The following is a 13,100-nucleotide window of genomic DNA, read 5'->3' on the forward strand; positions in this document are numbered from 1 at the left end:
GGTTCGGTGTGGCGCGAGGTAGGTCGTAGCTCCCGCAGTCCTTAGACTGACAGTTCCACCCACCGACACATCCGGGAGCATTTTCGTGAGTTGCAGTCCACCGCGTTCGACAGGCCGATCGGCTGATCAGAGTCCGAAGAGCCCAACGAAACGGGAGAGCTGACATGCGCGTCGTGTTCGCCGGAACGCCCGAACCCGCGGTTCCTTCGCTGCGGCGTCTCATCGAGTCCGCCAACCACGAAGTGGTAGCCGTCGTCACGCGTCCGGACGCTGTGGCGGGCCGCGGTCGCAAAGTCACCCGCTCGCCGATCGGTCTGCTTGCCGACGAGCACGGCATCCCGGTCCTGACACCGGTCAAGGCGTCCGATCCCGACTTCGCAGCCGAACTCGCCCGCCTCGAACCGGACTGCGCACCCGTCGTCGCCTACGGAAACCTGTTGCCGCAGAACGTCCTCGACATTCCGAAATACGGTTGGGTCAATCTGCATTTCTCGCTGCTTCCGGCGTGGCGCGGCGCCGCGCCGGTGCAGGCCGCGATCAGTGCCGGTGACGAGGTGACGGGCGCCAGTGCGTTCCGTTTGGAAGCCGGCATGGATACCGGCCCCGTGTACGGAGTGATGACCGAGCGGATTCGCGACACCGATACGGCAGGCGACCTGCTCGGGCGTCTGGCGGAAAACGGCGCTGCCCTGCTCGAATCGGTACTCGACGGCCTGGAGGCCGGAGAGATCAACGCGGTTCCGCAGTCTGCCGACGGCGTCTCGTACGCCCCCAAGGTGACTGTGGACGCGGCCCGCGTGCGGTGGGAATTGCCCGCTCGCACGGTGGACCGGCACATCCGAGCAGTCACACCCGCGCCTGGGGCATGGACGATGATCGGTGATCTTCGAGTCAAGGTCGGCCCGGTCACCGTTACGGACGAGACCCTGGCAGTCGGTGAGATCTCGGTACGCAAGGATGGTCTGTACATCGGTACCGCGACCACCGCGGTACGACTCGGGCAGATTCAGCCCCCGGGCAAGAAATTGATGTCGGCAGGGGACTGGGCACGCGGTGCCCGACTCGACGCGGAGGTACGAGCACAGTGACCGAATCACGACGACCGGCACGGCGGACACAGGGTCCCGGAGCCAAGAATGCAACCGGTGGCAAGAACACCAAGCCGAAGCAGGCCAAGCGGCCGGATCCGGCAACCGCCGGGCTCGATCAGCCGCGACTGGCTGCGCGCGACGTCCTGCGCGCGGTCCGTGAACGTGACGCATACGCGAACCTGGTTCTGCCCGGGCTCCTGCGTGACCGCAAACTCGACGCACGCGATGCGGCGCTGGCAACCGAACTCGCGTACGGCGCGGCACGTGCTCAGGGCCTCCTGGATGCGGTGATCGCGCATGCGGCGGGTCGGCCGATCGAAGAGATCGACGGAACCCTGCTCGATGTTCTTCGACTCGGCTCGTACCAACTGCTGCGTACTCGTGTCGCACCGCACGCTGCTGTTGCCACTTCGGTCGACCTCGTCCGCGCCGAAAATAGCCAGGGCCGAGCAGGATTCGTCAACGCGGTCCTGCGCCGTGTCTCCGAACGCACCCAGGACGAGTGGGTCGAGCTGCTGGCGCCGAAGGACCCGGTCGGCCGACTCGCCTTCGAGCACGCGCATCCCCTGTGGATCGCGCAGGTATTTGCCGACTCGCTCGGCGCCGCAGCCGGAGAGCTCGAAGACGTCCTGATCGCCGACGACGCCCGCCCCGCCGTGCACCTCGTCGCCCGCCCCGGTGAGATCTCCGCCGAGGAGCTCGCACTGGTGACCGGCGGCGAGATCGGGCCGTACTCGCCGTACGCCGTGCATCTCGACGGCGGTGACCCCGGACAACTCGAGGCGGTCCGCCAAGGCCTGGCAGGAGTGCAGGACGAGGGCAGTCAGCTGGTTGCCCGCGCCCTCAGCATTGCTCCTCTCGAAGGTGAAGACTCCGGACGCTGGCTCGACCTCTGTGCAGGTCCAGGAGGAAAAGCGGCACTTCTCGGTGCTCTTGCCGGCATCGAAGGTGGTCGACTCGACGCCGTCGAGCCGGTCGAACACCGTGCCGAGTTGATTCGCAAGACCACTCGCGAGCTTCCCGTGGACGTACACGTGGCGGACGGCCGCGAATCCGGGCTCGAACCCGGATACGACCGCATCCTCGTCGACGCTCCCTGCACCGGGTTGGGTGCGCTGCGTCGGCGCCCGGAGGCACGTTGGCGTCGCCAGCCGTCCGATGTGGCTCCGCTCGTGAAGTTGCAGCGTGAATTGCTTGCTGCCGCAATCGAACTGGTTCGCCCCGGCGGAGTGGTGCTGTACTCCACGTGCTCGCCGCACTTGTCGGAAACGCTGGCAGTGGTCGCCGATGCGGTGCGGCGTCATGGCGTCGTGGAACTCGACACCAAGGAATTGGTGCCAGGTGTCCCGGACGTCGGAGACGGATCGTCGGTTCAGTTGTGGCCGCATCGACACGGCACGGACGCTATGTTCATGGCCGCTTTGCGCAAGCCGCTGGCCTGATCGGATGACTTCTGGGCATCGGTAGTCGTATGGTGCCTACATGGTTACGTGGGAACAGGTTGTAGTACTGGGTTCGGCTCTTCCCTCCGTGGAAGAGTCGACCTCGTACAACACCCCGGCACTCAAGGTGGCAGGTAAAACTTTTGCGCGGCTCCGCACCGAAGCGGAGGGCGCTTTGGTCGTGATGTGCGGTCTGGACGAGAAGGAGGCGCTACTCGCCAGTGGCGAGGCGGCTTTCTTCACCACAGATCACTATCACGGGCACGGATCGATCCTCGTGCACCTCGAACTGATCGACGAGGTGCAGTTGGGCGAGATGCTCGAAGATGCGTGGCGGATCAAGGCGCCCGCCAAGGTGCGAAAGCTCCGCACCGTCGTCAAGAACTGATCGGATTTCACCGGCTCCGATGTGCATGCACGGTCGGCGATGAAGCACAGCCGATGTGCATGCACGGTCGGCGATGAAGCACAGCCGATGTGCATGCACGGTCGGCGATGAGTCACAGCTAAACTCGGCGGCGTGGCTTCCCCGATGATTGCACCGTCCATTTTATCCGCAGATTTTGCTCGACTCGCCGATGAAGCGACTGCCGTGTCCGGCTCCGACTGGCTTCACGTCGACGTGATGGACGCGCATTTTGTTCCCAATCTCACGCTGGGTCTGCCGGTGGTCGAGAGTCTGCTGAAGGCGACGGACATTCCGCTCGACTGCCATCTCATGATCGAGAATCCGGAGCGCTGGGCGCCGCCGTACGCCGAGGCCGGTGCGTACAACGTCACGTTCCACGCCGAGGCCACCGACGACCCGCGTTCGGTTGCCCGCGATATTCGTGCAGCTGGTGCCAAGGCGGGGTTGAGCATCAAGCCTGGAACCCCGATCGACGACTACCTGGAAATCCTCAAGGACTTCGACACCCTCCTGATCATGAGCGTCGAACCCGGATTCGGTGGTCAGTCCTTCATGCCTCAGGTGCTCGACAAGGCACGCGCAGTTCGAAAGCTCGTCGACTCGGGTGAGCTGACGCTCCTCGTCGAAATCGACGGCGGCATCAACGCTTCCACGATCGAGCAGGCCGCTGAAGCAGGGATCGACTGCTTCGTCGCCGGTTCGGCGGTGTACGGGGCGAGTGATCCCGGTGAGGCGGTGCGCAAGCTACGCGCGCAGGCCGCCTCGGCGTCGCCGCACCTGACGCTGTCGGTCTGAGCCGCTCGATGGCAAAGGGTGGACAGGCGTCGACGGCTGATCTTGACGCCGCGATGCAGATCGCGCTGGCCGCAGCGGATTCTGCGCGCGGATTCACCAGCCCCAACCCGCCGGTCGGCGCTGTCATCCTCGCCGCCGACGGCACCATCGCGGGCGTCGGTATGACGCAACCGCCCGGTGGACCGCACGCGGAGGTCGTGGCTCTCGACGAGGCCGGCGATGCGGCACGTGGCGGTACGGCCGTGGTGACACTGGAACCGTGCAATCACCAGGGGCGAACCGGGCCCTGCTCGCAGGCATTGATCGACGCCGGAGTCTCGGCGGTCGTCTACGCAGTCGGTGATCCCAATCCCGAGGCTTCCGGCGGCGCAGCGACGCTCATGCGCGCTGGAATCAGCGTCACCGCCGGACTGCGAGCACCCGAGGTGGAAGCTGGTCCACTGCGAGCCTGGCTACACAAACAGCGCACCGGTCGCCCGCACATCACGTGGAAGTACGCGGCCAGTCTGGACGGGCGCAGCGCCGCCGAGGACGGAACGAGTCAGTGGATCACCGGTCCGCAGGCGAGGGCGCGCGTGCATGCTCAGCGGGCGCAGATCGATGCGATCGTGGTCGGCACCGGCACCGTGTTCGCCGACGATCCGTGGCTGACGGCGCGTCAGCCCACCGGTGAGCTAGCGGCGCACCAGCCCGTACGCGTCGTCGTCGGAAAGCGTGAAATACCTTCGACGGCAAGCGTTCTCGATGACACCGCACCGACTCTGGTGCTCAACACCGACAACATCGACAAAGTAGTCGAGGCGTTGGGGGAGTACACAGACGTACTGCTCGAGGGTGGGCCCCGTCTGGCCGGAGCATTCCTCGCCGCCGGATATGTCGACGTCATCGAGGCGTACATCGCTCCGATACTGCTCGGCGCGGGCGCTTCCGCGCTCGTCGATGCCGGAGTGCACACCATCACCGACGCCCACCGATTCCGTTTGGAGTCCGCGGTAACGATCGGCCCCGATATTTTGTTGAGTCTGGTTCCGGAGAGTTCTGCTCCGGGGAACGAGGAGTAGGGCGCGTGTTCACAGGAATTGTGGAAGAACTCGGCGAAATTGTCGCCAAGGAAGAACTGGTCGATGCTGCACGCTTCACGGTGCGCGGGCCACTGGTCACCTCCGACGCCGGTCACGGCGATTCGATCGCGGTCAACGGCGTGTGCCTGACGGTCGTCGATGTGCTTGCCGACGGTTCGTTCACCGCAGACGTCATGCAGGAAACGCTGAACCGCTCGAGCCTGGCGAAGTTGGACGTCGGCTCTCGCGTCAACCTCGAGCGCGCCGCGGCGCTGAACAGTCGACTCGGCGGCCACTTGGTTCAAGGGCACGTCGACGGAACTGGCCACGTCATTTCCCGCTCGCCTTCCGAGAACTGGGAGGTAGTGCGGATCGCACTGCCGGACTCCATTTCCCGATACGTGGTGGAGAAGGGTTCGATCACTGTCGACGGAGTCTCGCTGACGGTCTCCGCGCTGGGTGGCGACCGCGGGTTCGAGTACTTCGAGATCTCGCTGATCCCGACAACGCTCGAGTTGACGACGCTCGGAACCGCTGTGGTCGGTACGCCGGTCAACCTCGAGGTGGACGTGATCGCCAAGTACGTCGAGCGGCTTCACTCTGCCGGTCGGTAGGACCAGGCTGATCGGACCCGTCCGATTGGTCGTAGGGTTGTCAGTGCATCCGTCGGATGCACTTGTTGTATTCGATGATGTTAAAAGTCAAGACTTTGGAGTGCGAGCACGTGACCAGGTTCGACAGTATCGAGCGCGCAGTAGCAGATATCGCTGCAGGTAAAGCTGTTGTCGTCGTGGACGACGAGGATCGCGAGAACGAGGGCGACCTCATCTTCGCCGCCGAGAAAGCCACCCCGGAACTGGTGGCGTTCATGGTCAGGTACACCTCCGGCTACCTGTGCGTGCCGCTCGACGGTGACGATTGCGATCGGCTGGGCCTGCCCCCGATGTACGCCACCAACCAGGACAAGCACGGCACCGCCTACACCGTGACCGTCGACGCCCGCGAAGGAATCGGTACCGGCATCTCGGCATCGGACCGCGCTGCGACGATGCGTCTGCTCGCAAACCCCGAATCCGGTGCCAACGATTTCACTCGTCCCGGCCACGTCGTTCCGCTCCGCGCGAAGGAAGGCGGAGTGCTGCGTCGTCCGGGCCACACGGAAGCTGCAGTCGACCTCGCCCGCATGGCGGACCTGCGTCCCGCCGGCGTCATCTGCGAAATCGTCAGCCAGAAGGACGAAGGCGCGATGGCTCAGACCGACGAGTTGCGAGTCTTCGCCGACGAACACAACCTTGCTCTGATCTCGATCGCGGACCTCATCGCATGGCGTCGCAAGCACGAGAAGCACGTACTGCGCATCGCCGAGGCCCGCATCCCCACCCGCCACGGTGAGTTCACCGCTGTCGGCTACACCAGCATCTACGACGAGGTCGAGCACGTTGCGCTGGTGCGCGGCGACATCGCAGGCCCCGACGGAGACGGTAGCGACGTACTCGTCCGCGTTCACTCCGAGTGCCTCACCGGCGACGTCTTCGGTTCGCTGCGGTGCGATTGCGGCCCACAGCTCGACGCCGCACTGGACATGGTCGCCCAGGAAGGCCGCGGCGTTGTCCTGTACATGCGCGGACACGAGGGTCGTGGCATCGGCCTCATGCACAAGCTGCAGGCCTACCAGCTCCAGGACGCCGGTTCCGACACAGTCGACGCCAATCTCGAACTCGGGCTACCGGCGGACGCCCGCGACTACGGCATCGGTGCGCAGATCCTCGTCGATCTGGGGATCTCGTCGATGCGTCTGCTGACCAACAACCCGGCCAAGCGTGTGGGTCTGGACGGCTACGGCCTGCAGATCACCGATCGCGTTCCGATGCCGCTGCGCGCGAATGCGGAGAACCTCACCTACCTGCGCACCAAGCGCGATCGGATGGGTCACGATCTGATCGGACTGGACGAGTACGAGGCGAACCAGAACACCGCACAGCCGGGAACCGCACTGTGAGCGGCGAAGGTCAGCCGAAGCTCGCGATCGCCGAGGCCAAGGACCTGAAGCTGGCGATCGTTGCCGGGCAGTGGCACGCGACGATCTCCGAGGCTCTGATCGCCGGCGCGCAGCGCGTCGCGCAGGAGGCACAGATCAAGGACGTGACACTGGTCCGTGTCGCCGGCGCGATCGAACTGCCGGTCGTTGCGCAGGCATTGGCGCGCACGCACGACGCCGTCGTCGCACTCGGTGTTGTCATCCGCGGCGGCACGCCGCACTTCGAGTACGTGTGCGACGCGGTCACCGCGGGCCTTACACGCGTCTCACTCGACGAAAGCACTCCCGTGGGGAACGGTGTCCTGACCACCGACACCGAGCAGCAGGCTCTTGACCGTTCGGGGCTGCCGGGTAGCGTCGAGGACAAGGGCGCACAGGCCTGCGCCGCCGCACTGGACACCGCAGTGACCCTGCGCCATCTCCGAGCACCATGGACCGAGGATTCGTTTCGATGAGTACACCCGGCGACAACGAGAACTGGGAACTGATTGCGTCACCGCGTAAGTCGACGCGATACGCGATCGGAGTTGCTGTCCTCCTGGTGATCGTTCACGTCACACTTGCACTCCTGCTCCGCCAGGGGTCCACCGGCGTGTACTTCCGAGCCGCGGACCAACTTGCGATGGCAGGCATCGGCACCATTCTGGCTCTCGGTGTACTGATGTTGACGCGGCCCCGGGTCAAGGTGGGCAAGCAGGGAATCGCCGTACGAAACATCTTGGGCGAGAAGATCGTCGACTGGGATCTGTTCGAGGGACTCTCGTTCCCCGACGGCGCCGCCTGGGCACGCATCGAATTGCCCGACGACGAGTACATGGCAGTGATGGCGATCCAGTCCAACGACCGTGAGTACGCCGTCGACACGGTCGGCAAGTTCCGCGAACTGGCCGACCGCTACGCACCGGTCGCGCACAAGAGCAACTGACGTCTTCCGGCCGGTTCGGTGCCCGCATCCTGCGCGTTTCCGAGTCGGTCGGTGGCGGCGACTAACCTGAAACCGTGCCGGATCCCTCGACTTACCGCCCCGCTACCGGAACCATTCCGGCTGCGCCGGGCGTCTACAAATTTCGCGATCCGCATGGTCGGGTCATTTACGTCGGAAAGGCGAAAAGCCTCCGTTCACGTTTGAACTCGTACTTCGCGGACGTCACGACACTTCATCCCCGTACTCGGCAGATGGTGACCACCGCCGGCAGCGTCGAGTGGACCGTCGTCAGTACCGAAGTCGAAGCGCTTCAGCTCGAGTACAACTGGATCAAGGAATTCGATCCGCGGTTCAACGTGCGGTACCGCGACGACAAGACGTATCCGGTTCTCGCCGTGACGCTCAACGAAGAGTTCCCGCGGCTGTTCGTCTACCGCGGTCCGCGGCGCAAGGGCGTCCGCTACTTCGGTCCCTACTCCCATGCCTGGGCCATCCGCGAAACACTCGATCTGCTGCTGCGAGTGTTTCCCGCACGAACGTGCTCGTCCGGAGTCTTCAAACGACACAACCAGATCGGCCGGCCGTGTCTGCTCGGCTACATCGACAAGTGCTCGGCGCCCTGCGTCGGGCGAGTCAGCGCCGAGGAGCATCGTCAGATCGTCGAAGATTTCTGCGACTTCCTCGCCGGCCGCACGGACAAGCTGGTCAAAGATCTCGAAAAGCGCATGCAGCAGGCTTCCGAGGACCTCGATTTCGAGACCGCGGCCCGTCTGCGTGACGATATCGGGGCTTTGCGCAAGGCGCTCGAGAAGCAGGCCGTCGTACTCGGTGACGGCACCGACGCCGATCTCGTCGCCTTTGCCACCGATGATCTCGAAGCCGCCGTTCAGGTGTTCCACGTGCGCGGCGGACGCGTGCGGGGTCAGCGTGGATGGGTCGTGGAGAAGGCAGGCGATGCCATCGACTGGGCCGCACTCGACGCCGAGTCCGACCTGCCGATCCTGGTCGAGCAGTTCCTCACCCAGTTCTACGGTGAGCAGGCGGCACTCGACCCGGGAGCGGGCTCCGAGGCCGGGATCAGCGCCGTTCCCAAGGAAGTTCTCGTGCCGGTCCTGCCTGCCAACGCGACCGAGATCCAGGCGTGGCTGAGCAAGCTTCGGGGATCGCAAGTGCAACTGCGGGTTCCGCAACGCGGCGACAAGAAAGACCTCGCCGAAACGGTCCAGCGAAACGCGAAAGAGGCTCTGGCGCAGCACAAGCTCAAGCGCGCCGGCGATTTCACCTCGCGTTCTGCGGCGCTTCAGGGCATCCAGGAAGCACTGGACCTGGACTCGGCTCCGCTACGAATCGAATGCATCGACATCAGTCACGTCCAGGGAACCGACGTCGTGGCGTCACTGGTCGTGTTCGAAGACGGGCTCCCGCGTAAGTCGGACTACCGCCATTACGCGATCAAGGAAGCTGCCGGCGACGGTCATTCCGACGACGTGGCGAGTATCGCCGAGATCACTCGCAGGCGGTTCCTGCGACACAACCGCGACCTGGGCATTCTCGCTGCGTCGGCGTCGACCATGGACGCGGACGGTGGGGATCTGGCTCCCGAAGCGGCGATCGACCCGGCGACGGGCCGGCCTCGGCGGTTCGCCTATCCACCCAATCTGTTCGTCGTGGACGGCGGCGCCCCTCAGGTCACGGCCGCAGCGGCGGTCCTCGACGAGCTGGGGGTCACCGACGTCGCGGTAGTCGGCTTGGCCAAGCGACTCGAAGAGGTATGGGTACCGGGGGAAGAAGATCCGGTCATCCTTCCCCGAACGAGCGAGTCGTTGTACCTCCTGCAACGCATCCGAGACGAAGCCCACCGCTTCGCGATCACGTTCCATCGCAGCAAGCGCTCGAGGCGGATGACGGCTTCGGCTCTGGACTCGGTCAAGGGGCTCGGTGAAACTCGTCGTACTGCTCTGGTGGCTCACTTCGGTTCCGTGGCGAAGCTGAAAACGGCAACGGTCGAGGAGATCATGCAGGTCCCCGGTATCGGTGAGACCACAGCCACAGCAGTTCTGGCCGCACTCGGCACGGATTCGGCTGCAGCCGATGCGGGTGCTGAAGCTCGAGCGCTGCCAGCCGCGGTAGGGGATGATGAGCTGGACAAGGAATCCGAATCGTCTGTTACCTCTGCTGACGCGCCAAGCGCCGAATCCGGTAGCGGTGACGAGGGCTCCGAGTCGCGAGAATTGTCCATGCCGACGACGGGGCCGAGTGCACAGTGACTACCGACAGCGCCAAAGACAGTCGAACGATGGATTTCCTGCTGGTGACGGGATTGTCCGGAGCCGGTTTGAGTACCGCTGCCAAGGTGCTCGAAGACCTCGGCTGGTATGTCGCGGACAATTTGCCACCTGAGCTCATTTCCCGGATGGTCGGTCTGAGCTTGACCTCCGATCCGCCGGTCGATCGTCTCGCCGTCGTGATCGACGTGCGGAGTCGACTCTTCACCGGCGATCTCGGGTGGGTGCTCACCGAACTCGAGGCGGAGCCGATCCACACTCGGGTGCTGTACCTCGAAGCGTCCGACGACGTGTTGATCCGACGGTTCGAACAGGTTCGCCGCAGTCATCCGTTGCAGAACGACGGCATCGACGGCACGTTGTCCGAAGGGATCGCAGCCGAGCGTCGGCAGTTGGCCGTGGTGAAGGCGGCCGCCGATCTGGTCATCGACACGTCGGCGCTGAAGGCACATCAGTTGCGTCAGAAGATCGAAACGGCGTTCGGGAACGATGCCAACCGCACGATGAAGGTGACGGTCCAGTCGTTCGGATTCAAGTACGGCCTGCCGATGGACGCCGATCTCGTCTGTGACGTTCGATTCCTGCCCAATCCCCACTGGATCCCTGAACTTCGCCCGCACACCGGTCAGGATGCCGACGTCCGCGACTACGTGTTGTCCCGCGAGGGTGCGGAAGACTACCTAGACACCTACCGACATCTGGTCGATTTGACGATCGCCGGATATCGGCGAGAAGGAAAGCGCTACATGACAATTGCGGTCGGGTGTACCGGCGGTAAGCACCGAAGCGTGGCCATGTCCGAAGCTCTCGCGAGGCGTTTGGGTTCCGAGGACGACATCTCGGTCAGCATCGTGCACCGGGATCTGGGGCGCGAATGAGTGAACCGACACATAGCTCGCGGGAGAAGCCAGATGGGCCGGCCATCGTCGCGCTCGGCGGCGGGCACGGATTGTTCGCCACGCTCCAGGCCGTCAGACGCCTGACGGTCGACGTCACCGCAGTGGTCACGGTCGCCGACGACGGTGGTTCGTCGGGCCGGCTGCGCGCCGAACTCGGCGTCATCCCGCCCGGTGACCTCCGGATGGCGCTCGCGGCTCTCGCGTCGGACGAACCCGAGATAGTCGACTGGACTCGGACCATTCAGCATCGCTTCGGCGGTGTCGGCGCACTTGCCGGGCACTCGGTGGGCAATCTCATCCTGGCCGGACTCACCGAGGTGCTAGGCGATCCGGTCGTCGCGCTCGACGAGATGGCGCGACTGCTGCGAATCCGTGGCCGCGTGCTGCCGATGTCGCCGATCGCGCTCGAGATCGAAGCCGACGTTCAAGGACTCGAAGAGGACCCACGCGTCAGCCGCTGCATTCGTGGACAGGTCGCCGTCGCGACCACGCCGGGCAAGGTTCGGCGTGTGAGACTGCTCCCGTCCAATCCGCCCGCGTGTCCCGAGGCTGTGACTGCGATCGATCGTGCCGATCTCGTGGTTCTCGGCCCGGGATCGTGGTTCTCGAGCGTGATCCCGCACGTACTGGTACCCGAACTTGTCGAATCACTGTCGTCGACGAATGCTCGAAAGGTGCTGGTGCTCAATCTCGCACCCGAGCCGGGGGAGACCGCCGGATTCTCCGCAGAGCGTCACCTGCACGTACTCTCCCAACACGTGCCCGATTTTCGGGTCGACTACGTGGTGGTCGACTCGGCGTCGGTACCGGCCGGGCGTGAACGTGAACATCTGCAGCGTGCGGCGGATCAATTTTCAGCCGAAGTCAGGTACGCGGATGTCGCGGACACCTCACCGGGCGCAGCGCATGTACACGATCCGGCAAAACTGGCCGATGTACTGGCTGAACTGTCGAGCAGTGCGGCAGTAGGGGATTCGACACAGTCTTCCCTGCAAGAACAGCAATCCGAAGAACAGAGGGAGAACGCTTCGTGGCAATGACAGCGGAGGTCAAGGACGAACTGAGCCGGTTAGTGGTGACTCAGGTCAGCTGCCGCAAGGCAGAGGTCTCCGCGTTGCTGCGCTTTGCCGGTGGGCTCCACATCGTCGGCGGCCGGGTGGTCGTCGAAGCAGAGGTGGATCTGGGCTCTACGGCGCGACGTCTGCGCCGGGAGATTTTCGACCTGTTCACCTACAGTGCCGATGTTCACGTACTCAGTGCGGGCGGGCTTCGAAAATCCGCTCGCTACATCGTGCGTGTGGCGAAGGAGGGTGAGGCCCTCGCGCGCCAGACGGGACTGCTCGATCTTCGCGGGCGCCCGGTTCGCGGCTTGCCTGCGCAGGTCGTCGGCGGAAGTGTCGGCGACGCCGAAGCAGCTTGGCGCGGTGCGTTCCTCGCGCACGGTTCCCTGACCGAACCCGGCCGTTCGTCGGCGCTCGAAGTGAGCTGCCCCGGCCCGGAAGCTGCACTTGCTCTGGTCGGAGCTGCGCGGCGTCTGGGGATCTCGGCGAAGGCACGTGAGGTTCGCGGAACGGATCGTGTGGTGATCCGCGACGGTGAGGCCATCGGCGATCTCCTGACCCGAATGGGAGCCCAGGACACACGCCTGGTGTGGGAGGAGCGACGGATGCGACGCGAGGTCCGCGCCACCGCCAATCGTCTCGCCAATTTCGACGACGCAAACCTGCGACGCTCTGCTCGCGCTGCCGTTGCGGCTGCTGCGCGCGTCGAGCGTGCGTTGGAGATCCTCGGCGAGGACGTGCCCGATCACCTCGCGGCGGCGGGCGCACTGCGCGTCGAGCATCGGCAGGCGTCCCTCGAAGAACTCGGCCAGTTGGCCGACCCGCCGATGACCAAGGACGCCGTTGCCGGACGTATCCGTCGCCTGCTGTCCATGGCTGATCGCAAGGCGAAGGAAACGGGCATACCCGACACCGAATCCGCAGTGAATGTGGAGCTACTCGAAGAGGGGTGACCTGCCCTCCGTCAGGGTGGGCTGCGCACGTTCGGGCCACGCGCATTAGGGTATGAGTCACATCGACCGATGAACCCCACGTCCGCGTCGTGCACACACGGATTCGGAGTATGCGTGGGTCAAGTTGCACACCAGAATCAT

The 13,100-nt window shown here is 64.7% G+C and carries 13 protein-coding genes; all 13 read left to right on the forward strand.

What is annotated here, in order from left to right:
- Positions 1–164: 164 nt before the first annotated feature.
- Positions 165–1,088, forward strand: a complete 924-nt coding sequence (gene fmt / locus FEZ59_RS15195; protein ID WP_020907709.1) for a methionyl-tRNA formyltransferase — start codon at positions 165–167, stop codon at positions 1,086–1,088.
- Complete coding sequence (locus tag FEZ59_RS15200) at positions 1,085–2,533, forward strand: transcription antitermination factor NusB (RefSeq protein WP_141487303.1); 1,449 nt, start codon at positions 1,085–1,087, stop codon at positions 2,531–2,533. The genes fmt and FEZ59_RS15200 overlap by 4 nt, the downstream gene beginning before the upstream one ends.
- Positions 2,534–2,573: 40 nt before the next feature.
- Positions 2,574–2,921: an MmcQ/YjbR family DNA-binding protein gene (locus tag FEZ59_RS15205; RefSeq protein ID WP_019748383.1), complete on the forward strand. Its 348-nt coding sequence runs from the start codon at positions 2,574–2,576 to the stop codon at positions 2,919–2,921.
- A gap of 132 nt (positions 2,922–3,053) precedes the next feature.
- Positions 3,054–3,737 carry a ribulose-phosphate 3-epimerase gene (rpe, locus tag FEZ59_RS15210; protein ID WP_019748384.1) on the forward strand — a complete coding sequence of 228 codons (684 nt, stop codon included), beginning with the start codon at positions 3,054–3,056 and terminating at the stop codon, positions 3,735–3,737.
- An 8-nt stretch (positions 3,738–3,745) separates the two neighbouring features.
- Complete coding sequence (gene ribD, locus FEZ59_RS15215; protein WP_141487302.1) at positions 3,746–4,798, forward strand: bifunctional diaminohydroxyphosphoribosylaminopyrimidine deaminase/5-amino-6-(5-phosphoribosylamino)uracil reductase RibD; 1,053 nt, start codon at positions 3,746–3,748, stop codon at positions 4,796–4,798.
- A 5-nt stretch (positions 4,799–4,803) separates the two neighbouring features.
- Complete coding sequence (locus FEZ59_RS15220; RefSeq protein ID WP_003944892.1) at positions 4,804–5,412, forward strand: riboflavin synthase; 609 nt, start codon at positions 4,804–4,806, stop codon at positions 5,410–5,412.
- Positions 5,413–5,522: 110 nt separating this feature from the next.
- Positions 5,523–6,797 carry a bifunctional 3,4-dihydroxy-2-butanone-4-phosphate synthase/GTP cyclohydrolase II gene (locus tag FEZ59_RS15225; protein ID WP_003944833.1) on the forward strand — a complete coding sequence of 425 codons (1,275 nt, stop codon included), beginning with the start codon at positions 5,523–5,525 and terminating at the stop codon, positions 6,795–6,797.
- Positions 6,794–7,291, forward strand: a complete 498-nt coding sequence (ribH, locus tag FEZ59_RS15230; protein WP_020907710.1) for a 6,7-dimethyl-8-ribityllumazine synthase — start codon at positions 6,794–6,796, stop codon at positions 7,289–7,291. The genes FEZ59_RS15225 and ribH overlap by 4 nt, the downstream gene beginning before the upstream one ends.
- Positions 7,288–7,761 carry a PH domain-containing protein gene (locus FEZ59_RS15235; RefSeq protein WP_007727982.1) on the forward strand — a complete coding sequence of 158 codons (474 nt, stop codon included), beginning with the start codon at positions 7,288–7,290 and terminating at the stop codon, positions 7,759–7,761. Before ribH ends, FEZ59_RS15235 begins: the two co-directional genes overlap by 4 nt.
- Positions 7,762–7,835: 74 nt before the next feature.
- Positions 7,836–10,028 (forward strand): excinuclease ABC subunit UvrC, encoded by a 2,193-nt coding sequence (gene uvrC, locus FEZ59_RS15240; RefSeq protein WP_019748387.1) that lies wholly within the window; start codon positions 7,836–7,838, stop codon positions 10,026–10,028.
- A complete protein-coding gene (rapZ, locus tag FEZ59_RS15245; protein WP_003944872.1) occupies positions 10,025–10,924 on the forward strand; it encodes an RNase adapter RapZ in 900 nt (299 codons plus the stop codon). The genes uvrC and rapZ overlap by 4 nt, the downstream gene beginning before the upstream one ends.
- A complete protein-coding gene (yvcK, locus tag FEZ59_RS15250; RefSeq protein WP_019748388.1) occupies positions 10,921–11,985 on the forward strand; it encodes a uridine diphosphate-N-acetylglucosamine-binding protein YvcK in 1,065 nt (354 codons plus the stop codon). Before rapZ ends, yvcK begins: the two co-directional genes overlap by 4 nt.
- Positions 11,982–12,959, forward strand: a complete 978-nt coding sequence (gene whiA / locus FEZ59_RS15255) for a DNA-binding protein WhiA (RefSeq protein WP_021344225.1) — start codon at positions 11,982–11,984, stop codon at positions 12,957–12,959. Before yvcK ends, whiA begins: the two co-directional genes overlap by 4 nt.
- Positions 12,960–13,100 lie beyond the last annotated feature (141 nt).

Source organism: Rhodococcus sp. MS13 (assembly GCF_013277835.1).
Lineage (GTDB): Bacteria > Actinomycetota > Actinomycetes > Mycobacteriales > Mycobacteriaceae > Rhodococcus_F > Rhodococcus_F erythropolis.